Source organism: Arthrobacter sp. UNCCL28 (assembly GCF_900102805.1).
Lineage (GTDB): Bacteria > Actinomycetota > Actinomycetes > Actinomycetales > Micrococcaceae > Arthrobacter > Arthrobacter nicotinovorans_A.
On record NZ_FMWE01000001.1, the window covers coordinates 959,600 to 974,966 of the forward strand.

Below are 15,367 nucleotides of genomic sequence, written 5' to 3' on the forward strand. Positions count from 1 at the left end.
TGAGGCCCGGTACGGCCGGCGCAGGGTGCGTCCATTTCGGTTCGGTAACGCAAGCTTCTATGCTTAGCTGGAGCCTTTGTAAGTTTGGGGGGCGAGTAGTCGTGAGGAAACCGGTATAGATGAGTAGTGTTCTGACAATCCGCGGTGGCGTCCCATTAACGGGACGAGTGACCGTTCGCGGTGCCAAGAACCTGGTGCCCAAGGCCATGGTGGCGGCGTTGCTGGGCAGCGAACCATCGGTGCTGAGGAACGTGCCGGAAATCAAGGATGTAGAGGTTGTCACCAGCCTGCTGCAGCTGCACGGAGTGACAGTGGTGAAGGACCCCGTTACGGGTGACCTCACCTTGGATCCCAAGGATGCCAAGACTGCCTCCAGTACGGCCATTGACGCCCATGCCGGGGATTCCCGGATCCCCATCCTGCTGTGCGGGCCCCTGATCCATGCCATCGGGGAGGCCTTCATCCCCGATCTGGGTGGTTGCAAAATCGGGGACAGGCCCATCGATTACCATCTGGATGTGCTCCGCCAGTTCGGTGCCGTGGTGGAAAAGCGCCCGGGCGGGATCCACATCTCCGCACCGCACGGCCTCCATGGAGCCAAAATCTCCCTTCCCTATCCTTCGGTTGGTGCCACCGAGCAGGTGCTGCTGAGCGCAACACGGGCAGAAGGAATCACTGAACTCATCGGGGCTGCAACGGAGCCCGAGATCATCGACCTCATTGCGGTCCTTCAGAAAATGGGCGCCATCATCAGCGTCCAAACCGACCGCACCATCAGGATTGAGGGCGTCAAGGACCTCCGTGGGTACAACCACCGTGCTCTGCCGGACCGCAACGAGTCCGCATCATGGGCCTCGGCTGCATTGGTGACCCGGGGAGACATCTTCGTTGAAGGTGCATCCCAGCGGGACATGATGACTTTCCTGAACACCTACCGCAAAGTCGGTGGCGGGATGGACATCGGAGACGACGGCATCCGCTTCTACCACCAGGGCGGCAAGCTCTCCCCGCTGGTGCTGGAAACGGATGTGCACCCCGGCTTCATGACTGACTGGCAGCAGCCACTGGTAGTGGCACTGACCCAGGCCGAGGGCGTGTCCATCGTGCACGAGACGGTGTATGAGAACCGGTTCGGCTTCACCGAGGCGCTGGCCCGCATGGGAGCAAACATCCAGGTGCACCGTGAGTGCCTGGGCAGTGTGCCGTGCCGGTTCGGTCAACGGAACTTCCTTCACTCCGCCGTGATTTCCGGACCCACTCCACTGCGTGGCACCGATATTGATATCCCGGACCTCCGGGGCGGCTTCAGCCACCTCATCGCGGCACTGGCAGCCACCGGCACCTCCAGGGTTACCGGCATCGACATCATTAACCGCGGGTACGAGCGCTTTACCGAGAAGCTGGCCGGCCTGGGCGCCGATTTCGATATCACCACCACCAAGTAGCGGGGGATCCTTTGAAGGAATCGGCCAAGAGCCGTGCCACATTCGTGCTGCTGGCGGGCCTGGCTCGTCCGTTGATGAACCTCGTGATGGCCAAGAAGTGGGAAGGTGTTGAAAACCTTCCCCCGGGTGGCTTCATCGCGGCGCCCAACCATTGCACCGAGATCGATCCCATCGTCATTGGGCACATGGTCTACAACCAGAAGCGGCCACCGCACTTCCTGGCCAAGAAGGGGCTTTTCAAAGTCCCCGTGCTCGGAGCACTGCTGGCAGCCACCAAGCAGATACCGGTTGAACGCTCGACGGCGGGAGCGAACCGTTCGCTGCAAGTCGCCAAGGAGGTAGTGGACGCCGGTGGTGCGATCATCATCTATCCCGAAGGCACCCTGACACGGGATCCCGATCTGTGGCCCATGAAAGGCCACACAGGAGCAGCAAGGCTTGCTCTGCAAACCGGTGCGCCTGTTGTCCCTATGGCGCACTGGGGAGCGCAGGAAGTCTTCCCCCGTTATGCGAAGCGTTTTCACATTTTCCCGCGCAAAACAGTACGGGTCCTGGTCGGGAAGCCGGTTGACCTCAGTGCCTTCGCCGACCGTCCGATGGATCGCGCCACGCTGACTGAGGCAACCGAAGTCATTATGGACGCCATCACGGGCCTGCTGGCGACGCTCCGCAACGAAGACGCTCCTGCTGAACGTTGGGATCCGGCTGTTCACAAACAGTCAAAACATGGCCGTTTCGTCGAGCGCGGAGCCTCCGACGCTCCGGAACCCGAGGAAGGTAAATGACCATTATCCAAAGCCCTGCCCGGACCCCGGACGTCGTGGCGGTTTTGGGTGCCGGATCATGGGGCACCACCTTTGCCAAAATCCTGGCCGACGCCGCGGAGGCCGCCGGCGCTGAACGCAGCATCCGGATCTGGGGCCGCCGTCCCGAGGTTGTGGAACAGATCAATTCACTGCACCGCAACCCGCAGTACCTCAAAGACATTGAGCTTCCGGCTTCCGTCACCGCCTCCACTGACGTGGCGGAGGTGCTCAAAGACGCTGCCTTGGTGGTCCTTGCTGTTCCTGCCCAGTCGTTGCGGCCACAACTGAGCGAGTGGAAGCCCTTGCTGGCCCCCGACGCCGTGGTGGTTTCCCTGATGAAGGGATTGGAGCTGGGCACTGATGCCCGGATGAGCGAAGTCATCGCACAGGAACTGGGGCTTCCTGCCGACCGTGTAGCAGTGGTTTCTGGCCCCAACCTTGCAATGGAGATTGCCCGTGAGCAGCCCACAGCGTCCGTGGTTGCCTGCAGCGATGCCGATACTGCCGCTGCCATAGCGTTGTCCTGCACAGCGCCGTACTTCCGGCCGTACACCAGCACGGATGTGGTGGGTGTTGAGATCGGCGGGATCGTCAAGAACGTCATTGCCCTCGCCGTGGGTATTTGCGAAGGCCGGCAGATGGGTGACAATACCAAGGCTTCGGTCATCACCCGTGGACTTGCGGAAACCTCCCGGCTTGCCCTCGCCCTCGGCGGCGAAGCCCACACCATGGCCGGTCTGGCCGGCCTCGGTGACCTGGTAGCCACCTGTTCATCGGCGTTGTCGCGCAATCACACGGCGGGCCGTTTGCTGGGCGAAGGGCTGACTTTGGAACAGGTCGCAGAACAAATGACCCAGACTGCCGAAGGAATCAAGTCCGGCCCGGCTGTGCACGAACTTGCCGGCAAACTGAACGTTGAAATGCCCATTACGGCAGCCGTGGTAGCGGTGCTGGAAGGCAGAATGTCCGTTGATGACCTGGGACCACGTTTGCTGGCCCGGGCACTGAAGTCCGAAGGCGACTACTGATGGTGACAGATCACTCCACCCCCGCAACCAACCGCCCCCGCGTGGCGGTTCTTTTCGGCGGCCGCTCCAGCGAACATGCCGTCAGTTGCGTCACCGCGGCCGGGGTCATGGGAGCCATCGACAAGAACAAGTACGACGTCATTCCGATCGGCATTGCCAAGTCGGGGCAATGGGTGCTGGCCCCGGCTGACACCAGTGAGTGGTCCCTCAGCGCCGCAGCACTGCCTGAAGTGCCGGCGTCGGAAAAGACCGTGACCCTGGCCGAAGTGGGCGGTGAGCATCAACTGGTCGTTACCGAGCCCAACGCCATTCCCCAGGAGTTGGGCTCCGTGGACGTTGTGTTCCCGCTTCTTCATGGCCCGTGGGGCGAAGACGGAACCATCCAGGGCCTGCTGGAACTTTCCGACACCCGATATGTCGGGGCCGGGGTCCTGGCTTCTGCGGTGGGCATGGACAAACACTTCATGAAGGTGGTCTTCGAGTCCGCCGGACTAAGCGTCGGACCGTACATTGCTGTTACGGACCGGGACTGGCTTACCGACGCCGAGGCCGTCCGTAAGCGCGTGGACAAACTTGGTTTCCCGGTGTTCGTCAAGCCTGCCCGGGCAGGTTCGTCCATGGGAATCTCGAAAGTGGATTCCCTGGAAGGGCTGGACGCCGCGATCGAAGAGGCCCGCAGGCATGACCTGAAACTCGTGATCGAAGCCGGCATTGTGGGCCGTGAGATCGAATGTGCCGTACTCCAAGGACGCGGCACGGACGCGCCCCGGACGTCCATGCCCGGTGAAATCGCGGTGGCAGCAGGAGAGCACCAGTTCTATGACTTCGCTGCCAAGTATGTTGAAGATGGAGCGGCGGCGTTGAGTTGCCCGGCCGACATGCCCGAAGAGGCCATCATCCGTGTTCGCGAACTTGCTGCCCTGGCATTCGATGCGGTGGGAGCCGAGGGGCTTAGCCGCGTGGACTTCTTCTACACCCCGGCCGGCGAGCTGATCATCAATGAGATCAACACCATGCCGGGATTCACGCCCAAGAGCATGTATCCGCAAATGTGGGCGGCATCCGGGCTGGCTTACGGCGAGTTGATCGACGAATTGATACATCTGGCCCTGAACCGCAAAACGGGTCTGCGCTGATGCGTGCCTGCTGAACTGACGGGCGGCTGCTGAACTGACTGGCGGGCCCGCTGACCGCCTTACTTACCGGCGGGCAGGTTCTGCAGGTCCTCCTGGCCAACGCATTTGCCGGTTGCCTTGATCTTGCCGACAGCAGCCGCGAGCTCGGTGAGTACGGTTGCGGAGCTGATGTTCGCTGCCTCCAACTTGACCGGATCAATCAGGATCTCGGTGGCAGGTTCGCGGCCAAAGGTGGTCAACGTGTACACGGGGTCACCTTCTTTGATGACCCAGTCGATGTCGTTGACGCTCACGCAGCGGTCCGTGGTGGGCCCGGGTACGTTCACTCCGCAGCGCAGGATAACCTGCGACGGTTCACCCCATGCCGCAGTGGCCTGGCTGTTGGTCTTGCGCAGTGCGGCATCGCCGATTTGGTCCGGCAGGGCAACCATCATCGGTGCGCAAGCAGGATTGGCGGCGTCTGTGGCGGCCGTGACATCAACGGTGGGTGAACACGCTGTGAGGGCGAGGGTGGCCGCGAGGGCCGAAGATACGCCCAGGGCTGTCCGGCGGAGGGTCTTTCGGTGCATTCATCCAGCCTATCCCGGGCGGGCTCGAGGGCAGATTCCGGTATCGGAGGTCACATTCCCCCCGATGCCGGGGAACCTCCGTATGTCATTATCCTGTCGGTGGATCGCGATAGCGTAGAGCCGTGCCCGCAGAACAGTTGACCGTCCAAGACCTTTCGGAATCAGAGCTCCTCGCCAGGATCTTTCCGCGCCTGAACCACAGCCCGGGCATTCTCCTGGGCCCTGGAGACGATGCTGCCTTGGTAGCGGCCCCGGATGGCCGCAGTTTGATTTCCATCGACACCCAAACCCAGGACCAGGATTTCAGGCTCGAATGGAACAACGGTTACCGGACCACCGGCTACGACGTCGGCTGGAAGGCTGCGGCGCAAAACCTCAGCGACATCAACGCCATGGGCGGCAGCGCCACTTCCCTGGTTGTCAGCCTGACAATGCCCCCGGACACTCCTGTGGTTTGGGTGGAGGCTTTTGCCGACGGTCTCACTGCGGCCATCGTCGGCTTGGGCGCTCCTGATTGTTCCGTTGCCGGGGGAGACCTTGGGCGGGGCCGCGAGCTGTCGGTGACGGTCGCCGTCGTCGGAAGCCTTGGGGGCTTGCCGCCTGTGCTGCGATCCGGGGCCAAACCCGGCGACGTCGTGGCAATTGCGGGGACCTTGGGGAGGGCCGCTGCCGGCTGGGCATTGTTGGAAAGCCGACATCCGATGCAGAGCCTGGATACCGAACTGCAGGCTCTGGTGGAAAACCAGTGCCGCCCCCAGCCCCCTTTGGCAGCGGGACCCTTGGCGGCGCGAGGAGGTGCAACTGCCATGATGGATATTTCCGACGGACTGCTCCGGGACGGCGGCAGGCTCGCTTCGGCCAGCAACGTGACCCTCAACCTTGACCCCGTGGCCTTGGAGATCCATGCCATGCCGCTGGAACCGGCCGCTCTTTTACTGGGTTGCGAGGCGTTGCCCTGGGTCCTTGGCGGGGGAGAGGACCATGGATTGCTGGCCACCTTCCCAGCCGGAATTCAGCTACCGGCGGGGTTCACTGCGATAGGCTCAGTTGAAGCCGTTGTCGAGCCGCCAGGCAGGGGCGTCCGGATTGCCGGGCAAGCTGTTGACACCGTTGGATGGGATCACTTTGCAGACTAAGATCGCCGCGAATGCGCACGCCATGAAACGCTGGCTCGGCAAGGCGGAGGTGGTCCTCGGCAACCACAGCGATCGCCTCAACGCGATCAACATTTTTCCTGTAGCCGACGGCGATACCGGCACCAATCTCTATCTCACAGTCCGTGCCGCGGTTTCCGCCTTGGGCGGCACCGCCCCGGACACCACGGAAACGGGCACCACGGAAACGGGCAACGACGTCGGCGGGGTCCTCTCACGTGCAGGCCAAGCTGCCATGGAGCAGGCCCGGGGCAATTCGGGCACGCTGTTCGCGGTCTTCCTCTGTGCTGCTGCCGAGCCACTGGCCGGTAAATCCCGGCTCAGTGCGCCCTTGCTGGCTACAGCCCTGAACCGGGCCCAGATCCGCGCCTGGTCAGCCCTTAGTGAGCCTGTAGCCGGAACGATGCTCTCGGTCCTGGAAGCGGCATCGGACGCCGCGCAGGCCGTGGACGCCTCGCAGAACGCAGACGACAGCAATCACGCCCTCGGTCTTGCACTCGACGCCGTTGTGGAAGCTGCCTACCAGGCCGTCATCCGTACTGAGGGCGAGCTCGCCCAGCTCCAGGAAGCCCGCGTGGTGGATGCCGGTGGCGTTGGCATGCTGCTGATCCTCGATTGCCTGCGGGCAGCGGTTCTGGGTGAAGAACTCCAGGACGAACTCCTGGACGGTCTTCACGGGTATAAGCTGCAGGACCCGCACATCCACGAGCGTATGCCGGCCGATGACGGTGTGGAGGTCATGTGCACCATCAACCTGTCCCCTTTGAACGCAGCCATCCTGAGGCAGCGTCTTGATGAGATGGGTGATTCGGTCATCATGAGCCAAGTGGGCGGCGCACGGAGCCAGGATGATGATGACGAGGAATCCACGGTTGAAGCCAGCTACCGGTGGAGGGTCCACGTTCACGTTCCGGACCCCGAGCCGGCAGTAGCGCTGATTCGATCCCTGGGAGAGCCCACGGACATCGCTGTCAGCCAACTGGCCCTGCCCGGCACCGGCAGCCACAGGCCAGCCGAAGCTGAGTCCGGTGACCCGCAGGAGTCCGGCATTACAGGCCAGTCACGGCATGATTACTGAGCTGGAACTTCCCCTCGAGCGCAGGATCGGCAAGAGGTCCGCAGCAGTCATCGAGAAGCACTTGGGGCTCAAAACTACCGGTGCCTTGCTGAACTATTTCCCGCGCCGGTATCTGAGCCGTGGGGAGCTGACGCCCATCAGCAACCTTCCGCTGGATGAAGAAGTCACCCTGATTGCCCGGGTCCTGTCCAACACGACGCGCCAGATGCGGGCGCGACGCGGCTCCATTACCGACGTCGTGGTGACCGATGAAGCCGGTGGAAGCGGGGCTCCGGGCACCCTGAAAGTCAGCTTCTTCAATGGTTTCAGGGCCAAAGCGGAACTTCAGGCCGGCCGCAGGGCCATGTTCTCCGGCAAAGTGACCCGCTACGGTGGTGCGCTGGGCCTGACCAATCCGGATTTTCTGTTGCTGGATGAGGACCCTGAAGCCGAAGGTTCCATGGACCCGGAAAAGCTTGCCGCCATGCCGATTCCGGTCTACCCGGCAACCGCCAAACTCACCAGCTGGTCAATCCATAAGGTGATCACGGCCCTGCTCCAAACCATGGATCTCGATGCCCTGGAAGATCCGCTTCCTGCAAGCATCGTCCGCAGGGATGGGCTGCTCAGCGTGGCCGAAGCCTACCGCCTGATCCATTCACCGGAGACGGCGAAGGACTGGCAGCGGGCGCAGGAGCGCTTCAGATACCAGGAAGCACTGGTTCTGCAGACAGCCTTGGCCAGGCGGCGGGCCCAGCTCGCAGCGGAGGAAGCCACTGCCCGCCGTCCCCGCCCGGACGGATTGCTCAGCAGCTTCGACCGGAACCTGCCGTTCACCCTCACTGCCGGCCAGTCCGCCGTCGGGAAGACGCTCGCTGAAGAACTGGCCCGGGATACACCCATGAACCGGCTGCTGCAGGGGGAAGTAGGGTCTGGAAAGACCATTGTTGCCCTACGGGCCATGTTGCAGGTTGTCGATGCCGGAGGCCAGGCCGCTTTGCTGGCACCAACCGAAGTTCTGGCCGCCCAGCATTTCCACTCGATCCGCAGGACCTTGGGGGTATTGGCACGGGACGATGTCTTTGGCGGGGCAGGAATGCTCGGCGGGGACGCCGGGCCGGACTCGGTCCAGGTGACGTTGCTGACAGGCTCCATGCCGACGGCGGTCCGCAGGCAGGCCATGTTGGACGCTGCCTCGGGAAATGCCGGGATCGTCATTGGCACCCATGCCTTGCTTAGTGACAAGACCAGCTTCCAGGACCTTGGCCTGATTGTGGTCGATGAGCAGCACCGTTTCGGCGTGGAACAGCGGGACGCCCTCCGGGCCAAGGCCCAGCGCCCGCCGCATCTGCTGGTCATGACGGCAACCCCTATTCCCCGGACCGTGGCCATGACGGTTTTCGGAGACCTTGAAACTTCGATCCTGGATGAGCTTCCTGCCGGTCGCGCTCCTATCTCCACGCATGTGGTGGGGCTCGCGGAGAACCCCGGCTGGGTGGACCGCATCTGGAAGCGGTCGCGTGAAGAAGTTGAGTCGGGCCATCAGGTGTATGTGGTGTGTCCCAAGATCGGAACGGACGACGACGGCGACTTCAGTCCCGGAGAAGCCGAACCAAGCGACGCGGACCTCTCGGACGAAGGATCCGCGCGCGAGCTCGCATCGGTGGCTGCCGTCGTCGAGAGCCTGCTGCAGGAGCCGTCGCTGTCCGGTGTCCCCGTGGCGCCGCTCCATGGCCGGCAGGACCCTCAGTTGAAGACCGAAACCATGGCGTCGTTCGCGGCCAACCAGGTCAAGGTGCTGGTTTCCACCACCGTCATCGAGGTGGGCGTGGACGTCCACAACGCCACGTTGATGGTCATTCTGGACGCGGACCGTTTCGGAATTTCGCAACTCCACCAGCTCCGCGGCCGTGTTGGCCGTGGCGGACTGCCAGGTACCTGCTTGTTGGTGACCACCTTGGAACCGGGCCACCCGAGTCGTCGACGACTTGAAGCAGTGGCATCCACCACCGATGGTTTTGAGCTTTCCCAGGAAGATTTGAAGCTGCGCCGTGAAGGCGACATCCTCGGGGCCTCGCAATCCGGCGGACGTTCCACACTGAAATTGCTTCGGGTCCTGGAGCATGAGGACATCATTGCCCGCGCACGGACGGACGCCCAAGGCCTTGTTGCAGAGGATCCTGCCCTCCAGCACCAGCCTGGCCTCGCATCAGCAATCGACGAATACTTGAACCCCGAGAAGGAGGCGTTCCTTGAACGTGGCTAGAAATCCAGGTTCCGGCGGCCCACGGGGTGCCTCGGCCCCGGGAGCAGATCTGTGAGCCGGATTATTGCCGGAGTGGGTGGTGGGAACCCTCTGGCCAGTGTCCCTGGTACCGCTACCCGGCCCACCACTGACCGCGTCAAGGAGGCCCTTTTTTCCCGGCTGGAATCTTTGGCAATCATTGACGACGCCCGGGTCCTTGATCTCTATGCGGGCTCTGGAGCCTTGGGTGTAGAAAGTGCCAGCCGTGGTGCACGCAGCGTGGACCTGGTGGAATTCGATGCCAAAGCCAGCGATGTTTGCCAGCGCAACGCAGACTTGGTCAACCAACTTCTGGGCGGCAAGAAAGTCTCTGTCCACCGATCCAAGGTGGAGTCGTTCCTGGAACGGGTCCGCGAAGGCGGCGTGTGGGACTTGGTCTTCCTTGATCCGCCATACCCTTTGGACGAACCGGCCCTGACCGCGGTGCTGGAAAAGCTGGCACCGCACTTGGACGAGGGAGCCGTGGTGGTTGTGGAGCGGAGCTCGCGGAGTCCTGAACCGGCCTGGCCTGGGACCATGGACTGTTTCGCCGACAAGAAGTACGGCGAAACCAAGCTGTGGTTTGCCGAGCCGGCTTAGGGGCAGCGGTGCCTAGCCGGCGATCTTGTCCAGGTCCATCCCGGTAAGGACGGTGGCCGGATGCGGGCCGCGGGCCAGCAGCTCTGCTGTCCATTCCGGGGACCATTTCCTGCCAGTGCCCACAAGAATGATGTTTCCGGGGTAGCGGCCTTCAAACATTCCCGTCTCTGCGAAGGCGGCCACATCGGGCATGGCCTGGCGCAAGGCAGTCACCTGGCTCTTCACAAGGGTCAGCGCAGGTTCATCTCCCACGTTGACGATCAGTACCCCGTCAGGGCCCAGGCGTGCTGAAGCTTCTTCGTAGAACTCTTTGCACGCAATATGTGCCGGCGCGTCCGGCCCGGAGAAGATGTCAAGAATCACGACGTCGAAACGCGCCCCGGCGTCCAGCTCCGCCAAGGCCTCGCGCGCGTCGCCGATGTGGGTGGTCAACGTGGTGCCTTGTGGCATGGGAAGTTTGAGGAGCACGAAGTCCAGGAGTTCGCGTTCCAATTCAACGGCGTATTGTGCTGAACCTGGGCGGGTTGCCTGGATATAGCGGGCAAGGGTCAAAGCCCCCGCACCCAGATGAAGGGCACGGATGGGTTCCCCGGGCTCAGCGGCCAAATCCACCACGTGGCCAATCCTGCGCAGGTACTCATAAAAGATCTCCCGCGGGTCCGCGAGGTTGACGTGCGATTGTTCGGCACCGCCGATGCTGAGAATGAAGCTGCCCTCGATCAGGGTATCGGCGTCGATGGTGGCGTGCTGCCCCGTGGTCCGGAGGTAGCGTGAGGCGACGTGTGGTCCGGGGCCGGTGGTACTCAGAGCCGGTCCCGGAGTGAAGAGAGGCGTTCTGCAGCTTCTTCAAGCACGGCGGTCTTTTTGCAGAAGGCAAAGCGCAGCAGGCTGCGGGTTCGCTCCGCTCCCTCCGGATGGCAGAAGACAGGCACCGGAATTGCTGCCACGCCCACCAGCCCAGGCAGCCGCCTGGCGAGGTCCACGGAATCCCTGATACCTAGGGGGGCCGTGTCCACGTTGATGAAGTAGGTGCCGCTGGGGACATGGACGCCGAATCCGGCGGCCCGCAGTCCTTCGGCCAGGATGTCGCGTTTGCTTGCCAGGGTCGCGGCAATACCGGTGTAGAACTCGTCGGGAAGGCCCAGCCCAACGGCAATGGCACCTTGGAATGGTGTTCCCGAGCTGTAGGTCAGGAACTGCTTTACTGTGCGCACAGCGGAGACCAGGTGTTCGGGCCCGCTGAGCCAACCGATTTTCCAGCCGGTGAAGGAAAAGGTCTTTCCGGCGGAGGAAATGGTGATGGTCCTGTCCGCTGCTCCCGGAAGGGAAGTGACAGGGATATGGTCCACGCCAAAGGTCAAGTGCTCGTAGACCTCGTCGCTGACAATGATGGCGTCATACCTGGCTGCGAGTTCGACGATCTTTGCAAGGACCTGGCGGGGAAAGACCGCGCCGGTGGGATTATGCGGATTATTCAGCAGGACAACCCGGGTGCGGTTGCTGAAGGACGCTTCAAGGGCCGAAAGGTCGGGGAGGAAATCCGGAGCCAGCAGGGGAGCGGTGACGTGGGTGGCGCCGGCCAAACCAATGATCGCTCCGTAGGAGTCGTAGAACGGTTCGAAGGTCAGAACCTCGTCACCTGGCTGGATGAACGCCAACAGCGAAGCAGCGATCGCTTCTGTCGCGCCAGTGGTGACAAGGACCTCGGTGTCCGGATCCGGAGCCAGCCCGTAGAACCGCTGCTGGTGTGCTGTGATGGCTTCCCTCAAAGCGGGAAGGCCCTTGCCGGGTGCGTACTGGTTGGCCCCCGCGGCAATGGCGGACTGGGCTGCCGCCTTGATCTCGGCAGGGCCATCCTCATCCGGAAACCCTTGGCCGAGGTTGATGGCTCCGGTCGAGACGGCGAGGGTGGTCATCTCCTCGAAGATGGTCACTCCCAACCCTCCCCCGGGGGAGAGGAGGTTGGCTCCGGTTGCTGCCCGCTGCCAGGGTGCCGGGCCGGTGCCCGGGACCTGCCCGGAGCTCGTATCGAGGGAAGGGCTGATGCCTGCGGATGCCATGTCTGCCATGGTATCCCGGCGAAGCTATGGGGTAGGTTCGTCTCATGAGACGAGCGGTATGCCCTGGATCCTTTGACCCTATCCACAATGGACATCTCGAAGTCATCGCCCGGGCTGCGGGCTTGTTTGACGAAGTCATTGTGGCCGTGTCCACCAACTATGCCAAGAAGTACCGGTTCAGCCTGGAAGACCGGATGGAGATGGCACGTGAAACGCTGGCGTCCCTTCGGGGAATCATCGTCGAACCGATGGGTGAAGGTTTGTTGGCTGAGTACTGCCGCCACCGGGGTGTGTCTGCCATCGTCAAAGGCCTCCGCTCATCCTCTGACTTCGACTACGAACTTCCCATGGCTACCATGAACCGCCAGTTGGCCGGCGTCGAAACGGTGTTCCTTCCTGCCGAAGCGCATTACGTCCATTTGTCCTCGACACTCATCAAGGAAGTGAACGTGCTGGGCGGGGATATCTCTGATTTTGTCCCCAAATCGGTGCTCAAACGGCTCCTCGCTGGCGAGCCTGCAACGGAACACCCGCGCAAAGGGTAGTCTTGATGGGTACCTCGCGCCCTTTCGCGGAGTGCCCCAAGCTGAAACCACCGCGCATTCGTGCGCGCCCGGCGTCGGTTTGAGTCCTCAAGCGTGATCAGGCTAAGATGGTACGTCGGTCATATGTTCTACAGGAGTTCTCATTAAGCGAGATGCAAGTTCGCCCTTGGCGCTGGTAGTCAAGGACCTTGGACGCAGTCCAGGGACCATGCGGACACTCAACGAGCATGTACCTGCACCAAGTGACCTTGGTGTGGCGCTCATTGGCGTGAAGGAAGGCTCAGATATTGAGCTGGATCTTCGCCTTGAGGCCGTACACGAAGGAATTCTGGTATCCGGCACCGTCATCGTCGAAGTAACCGGCGAGTGCGGCCGATGCCTGGATCCCCTTGCGTATGACCTTGAAGTCAATGTGCAAGAACTTTTCTTCTATGAAGGCGTTGAGCTTTCGGGCGGAGAAGACGATGAAGAGCAACGTCGAGTCGAGTACGATCTGATCGATCTTGAGCCGGTGTTGCGGGACGCAGTTGTCACTATGCTGCCGTTCCAGCCGGTGTGCCGGGAAGACTGCCAGGGTCTGTGCTCCGAATGTGGAGCGCGCCTGGAAGACGAGCCGGGGCACCACCACGAGGTCATTGACCCTCGCTGGGCTGCCCTAGCTGATCTGGCTAAGACTGACCGGCAAACCGATTAGTAAGTGTTCGTCTAAGAGAGAAATGAGATAGCCGTGGCTGTTCCCAAGCGGAAAATGTCTCGCGCAAATACACGCGCCCGCCGTGCCCAGTGGAAGGCAACTGCCCCCAACTTGGTCAAGACCATCGAAAACGGTCAGGTTACTTACAGCCTGCCGCACCAGGCAAAGGTCGTTACTGACTCTGCCGGCACCGCGCTGTTCCTTGAATACAAGGGCCGCAAGGTCGCAGACGCCTAATCTGCCGTACAGGCTGACTAAGGATGTCTTCAACTGAAGAGCTTCTGAAGCGTCTCGGTGTCTCGATTGACACCGAGACGCTTCGTCTTGCTCTGACACATCGCTCATACGCGTATGAGAACGGCGGGATTCCCACCAACGAGCGCCTTGAGTTCCTCGGCGACTCCATCCTGGGATTCTCCGTCACTGATTCTCTTTACCGTGAGAACCCCACGCTTCCTGAGGGCGAGCTCGCCAAGCGGCGTTCCGCCGTCGTCAGTACGCGTGCGCTGGCCGGGATCGGCCGGGAAATCGGTGTTGGCGAGTTCATCTACCTCGGCCAAGGCGAGAAGCTGACCGACGGTAAGAACAAGGCCTCCATCCTGGCTGACACCATGGAAGCCCTGATCGGCGCCACGTACCTCTCAAACGACATGGAAACCGCACGTCAGCTGGTCATGCGCCTGGTGGGCCCGCTCCTGAAGGATGCCGGAGCCCTCGGTGCCGGGACCGACTGGAAGACGAGCATCCAGGAACTGACTGCCAGCAGGCAACTTGGTGCCATCCACTATGCCGTGGAAGGTTCCGGACCCGATCATGCCCGAACCTTTGAAGCCGTGTTGAATATCGGCGGCACTCCTTATGGTCGTGGCTCCGGTCATTCCAAGAAGGAAGCGGAACAGGAAGCGGCTGCCGATGCCTGGCGCGCGCTGAATGCCTTGGACCCGGCCCCGACCGGACCTGCTTCCACCTGATCCCACATGCCTGAGCTTCCTGAAGTAGAGGTGGTGCGCCGCGGTTTGGCCCGTTGGGTCCGCGGACGTTCCATTACCGGGGTGGACGTCATTGATCCGCGTTCCATCCGAAGGCATGCCCTCGGAACCGAAGACTTCATCGGCAATCTTGAGCATGCCACGGTGCTGGACGTGGTCAGGCGGGGCAAATTCCTTTGGATGCCTCTGGCTGTGACCGGCACGGACGACGCCCCAGGCGACCTCACCGAACCGCCGGCAACCGCGCACCTCCCAAAGGTGGCACTCATGGCCCATCTGGGAATGAGCGGGCAGCTGTTGATGCAGGACCCGGCCGTTCCGGACGAAAAGCACCTCAAAGTCAGGATCAAGCTCAGTCCTGCCGAGGACATGCCGGAGCAGTTGCGGTTCGTTGACCAACGGATTTTCGGTGGCCTGTTCGTGACGTCATTGATCCCCACCTCCGACGGCGGCCCAGGTGGCCTTGGAGAAACGCCCCTGCCGGAGATCGCAGAGGAAGCCGCGCACATCGCACGCGATCCGTTGGATCCCTATTTTTCTTTCGATCTCTTCTACCGAAAGATCAAGAACCGCAAGACGGGCATTAAAAGGGCACTTCTGGACCAGTCGGTCATCTCCGGGATCGGCAACATCTACGCAGATGAAGCCTTGTGGAGTGCCCGGCTCCACTACGCACGGGCCACGGACACCATGCGCCGTGCTGACGCCGGGCGGTTGGTGGATGCCGTCAGGGACGTCATGCAGGCCGCCCTGGCTGCGGGCGGTACAAGTTTCGATTCCTTGTATGTCAATGTCAACGGCGACTCCGGGTATTTCGCCCGCTCGTTGAACGCTTACGGCCGCGCCGGCGAACTATGCGTCCGGTGTGAGGGACTGGGTTTGCACACCGTCATGAAGCGGGAGCAGTTCATGAACCGTTCCTCCTACACCTGCCCGGTGTGTCAGCCCCGGCCCCGGAATGGACGTTGGTAGGGCCAGGACTGTTCCGGAATCCGGATCG

General features: G+C 62.1%; 17 protein-coding genes. 14 read left to right on the forward strand and 3 right to left on the reverse strand.

Annotated elements, in window-relative coordinates; translation table 11 throughout:
- The first annotated feature begins 119 nt into the window (after positions 1-119).
- The 4 genes from murA to BLQ01_RS04340 are packed head-to-tail and all read left to right on the forward strand — an operon-like array spanning position 120 to position 4,415.
- Positions 120-1,445, forward strand: coding sequence for a UDP-N-acetylglucosamine 1-carboxyvinyltransferase (gene murA, locus BLQ01_RS04325; protein WP_026540235.1), 1,326 nt, complete (start codon positions 120-122; stop codon positions 1,443-1,445).
- Positions 1,446-1,456: 11 nt separating this feature from the next.
- Complete coding sequence (locus BLQ01_RS04330) at positions 1,457-2,230, forward strand: lysophospholipid acyltransferase family protein (protein WP_026540236.1); 774 nt, start codon at positions 1,457-1,459, stop codon at positions 2,228-2,230.
- Positions 2,227-3,279, forward strand: coding sequence for an NAD(P)H-dependent glycerol-3-phosphate dehydrogenase (locus tag BLQ01_RS04335; RefSeq protein ID WP_026546055.1), 1,053 nt, complete (start codon positions 2,227-2,229; stop codon positions 3,277-3,279). The genes BLQ01_RS04330 and BLQ01_RS04335 overlap by 4 nt, the downstream gene beginning before the upstream one ends.
- Positions 3,279-4,415 carry a D-alanine--D-alanine ligase family protein gene (locus BLQ01_RS04340; protein WP_091550261.1) on the forward strand — a complete coding sequence of 379 codons (1,137 nt, stop codon included), beginning with the start codon at positions 3,279-3,281 and terminating at the stop codon, positions 4,413-4,415. The genes BLQ01_RS04335 and BLQ01_RS04340 overlap by 1 nt, the downstream gene beginning before the upstream one ends.
- Before the next feature lie 59 nt (positions 4,416-4,474).
- Here the strand turns inward: BLQ01_RS04340 and BLQ01_RS04345 are convergent, their stop codons facing one another.
- Positions 4,475-4,984 (reverse strand): DUF3515 domain-containing protein, encoded by a 510-nt coding sequence (locus BLQ01_RS04345; RefSeq protein WP_091550263.1) that lies wholly within the window; start codon positions 4,982-4,984, stop codon positions 4,475-4,477.
- 122 nt (positions 4,985-5,106) lie between these two features.
- Here BLQ01_RS04345 and BLQ01_RS04350 point away from each other — a divergent pair, with 122 nt between their 5' ends.
- From BLQ01_RS04350 to rsmD, 4 genes are read left to right on the forward strand one after another with little or no spacing between them, the layout of a single operon-like run.
- Positions 5,107-6,120, forward strand: a complete 1,014-nt coding sequence (locus BLQ01_RS04350) for a thiamine-phosphate kinase (protein WP_091550265.1) — start codon at positions 5,107-5,109, stop codon at positions 6,118-6,120.
- Positions 6,121-6,142: 22 nt separating this feature from the next.
- Positions 6,143-7,216, forward strand: a complete 1,074-nt coding sequence (locus BLQ01_RS04355) for a DAK2 domain-containing protein (RefSeq protein ID WP_254779204.1) — start codon at positions 6,143-6,145, stop codon at positions 7,214-7,216.
- Positions 7,206-9,461 carry an ATP-dependent DNA helicase RecG gene (locus BLQ01_RS04360; protein WP_091550266.1) on the forward strand — a complete coding sequence of 752 codons (2,256 nt, stop codon included), beginning with the start codon at positions 7,206-7,208 and terminating at the stop codon, positions 9,459-9,461. Before BLQ01_RS04355 ends, BLQ01_RS04360 begins: the two co-directional genes overlap by 11 nt.
- 51 nt (positions 9,462-9,512) lie before the next feature.
- The gene (rsmD, locus tag BLQ01_RS04365) at positions 9,513-10,079 is read left to right on the forward strand and encodes a 16S rRNA (guanine(966)-N(2))-methyltransferase RsmD (protein WP_091550268.1); all 567 of its coding nucleotides are present in this window, start codon (positions 9,513-9,515) and stop codon (positions 10,077-10,079) included.
- A 12-nt stretch (positions 10,080-10,091) separates the two neighbouring features.
- Here the strand turns inward: rsmD and BLQ01_RS04370 are convergent, their stop codons facing one another.
- On the reverse strand, positions 10,092-10,727 hold the full coding sequence (locus BLQ01_RS04370) for a spermidine synthase (RefSeq protein ID WP_238324858.1): 636 nt from the start codon (positions 10,725-10,727) through the stop codon (positions 10,092-10,094).
- On the opposite strand from BLQ01_RS04370, the gene BLQ01_RS22595 reads away from it, so the two are divergent.
- Positions 10,695-10,853, forward strand: coding sequence for a hypothetical protein (locus BLQ01_RS22595; RefSeq protein WP_223943266.1), 159 nt, complete (start codon positions 10,695-10,697; stop codon positions 10,851-10,853). The two genes, BLQ01_RS04370 and BLQ01_RS22595, sit on opposite strands and share 33 nt — an antisense overlap.
- Positions 10,854-10,882: 29 nt before the next feature.
- Here the strand turns inward: BLQ01_RS22595 and BLQ01_RS04375 are convergent, their stop codons facing one another.
- Positions 10,883-12,148, reverse strand: a complete 1,266-nt coding sequence (locus BLQ01_RS04375) for an aminotransferase class I/II-fold pyridoxal phosphate-dependent enzyme (protein ID WP_026540245.1) — start codon at positions 12,146-12,148, stop codon at positions 10,883-10,885.
- 35 nt (positions 12,149-12,183) lie between these two features.
- Here BLQ01_RS04375 and coaD point away from each other — a divergent pair, with 35 nt between their 5' ends.
- The 5 genes from coaD to mutM all read left to right on the forward strand — a co-directional run bounded on the left by coaD (position 12,184) and on the right by mutM (position 15,339).
- The gene (gene coaD / locus BLQ01_RS04380; protein WP_026540246.1) at positions 12,184-12,684 is read left to right on the forward strand and encodes a pantetheine-phosphate adenylyltransferase; all 501 of its coding nucleotides are present in this window, start codon (positions 12,184-12,186) and stop codon (positions 12,682-12,684) included.
- Positions 12,685-12,850: 166 nt separating this feature from the next.
- Positions 12,851-13,378 (forward strand): YceD family protein, encoded by a 528-nt coding sequence (locus tag BLQ01_RS04385; protein ID WP_081733237.1) that lies wholly within the window; start codon positions 12,851-12,853, stop codon positions 13,376-13,378.
- Between the two features lie 33 nt (positions 13,379-13,411).
- Positions 13,412-13,615: a 50S ribosomal protein L32 gene (gene rpmF / locus BLQ01_RS04390; RefSeq protein ID WP_011775139.1), complete on the forward strand. Its 204-nt coding sequence runs from the start codon at positions 13,412-13,414 to the stop codon at positions 13,613-13,615.
- 23 nt (positions 13,616-13,638) lie between these two features.
- The gene (gene rnc / locus BLQ01_RS04395) at positions 13,639-14,349 is read left to right on the forward strand and encodes a ribonuclease III (RefSeq protein WP_026540247.1); all 711 of its coding nucleotides are present in this window, start codon (positions 13,639-13,641) and stop codon (positions 14,347-14,349) included.
- A gap of 6 nt (positions 14,350-14,355) precedes the next feature.
- Positions 14,356-15,339 (forward strand): bifunctional DNA-formamidopyrimidine glycosylase/DNA-(apurinic or apyrimidinic site) lyase, encoded by a 984-nt coding sequence (gene mutM, locus BLQ01_RS04400; RefSeq protein ID WP_091550270.1) that lies wholly within the window; start codon positions 14,356-14,358, stop codon positions 15,337-15,339.
- The last annotated feature ends 28 nt before the right edge of the window (positions 15,340-15,367 follow it).

Bases quoted from the DNA above. Each gene is read 5' to 3' on its own strand.
- BLQ01_RS04375 (WP_026540245.1), bottom strand. From the start codon at position 12,148: ATGGCAGACATGGCATCCGCAGGCATCAGCCCTTCCCTCGATACGAGC.
- murA (WP_026540235.1), top strand. From the start codon at position 120: ATGAGTAGTGTTCTGACAATCCGCGGTGGCGTCCCATTAACGGGACGA.
- BLQ01_RS04335 (WP_026546055.1), top strand. From the start codon at position 2,227: ATGACCATTATCCAAAGCCCTGCCCGGACCCCGGACGTCGTGGCGGTT.
- mutM (WP_091550270.1), top strand. From the start codon at position 14,356: ATGCCTGAGCTTCCTGAAGTAGAGGTGGTGCGCCGCGGTTTGGCCCGT.
- coaD (WP_026540246.1), top strand. From the start codon at position 12,184: ATGAGACGAGCGGTATGCCCTGGATCCTTTGACCCTATCCACAATGGA.
- rnc (WP_026540247.1), top strand. From the start codon at position 13,639: ATGTCTTCAACTGAAGAGCTTCTGAAGCGTCTCGGTGTCTCGATTGAC.
- BLQ01_RS04340 (WP_091550261.1), top strand. From the start codon at position 3,279: ATGGTGACAGATCACTCCACCCCCGCAACCAACCGCCCCCGCGTGGCG.
- BLQ01_RS04355 (WP_254779204.1), top strand. From the start codon at position 6,143: ATGAAACGCTGGCTCGGCAAGGCGGAGGTGGTCCTCGGCAACCACAGC.
- BLQ01_RS04360 (WP_091550266.1), top strand. From the start codon at position 7,206: ATGATTACTGAGCTGGAACTTCCCCTCGAGCGCAGGATCGGCAAGAGG.
- BLQ01_RS04345 (WP_091550263.1), bottom strand. From the start codon at position 4,984: ATGCACCGAAAGACCCTCCGCCGGACAGCCCTGGGCGTATCTTCGGCC.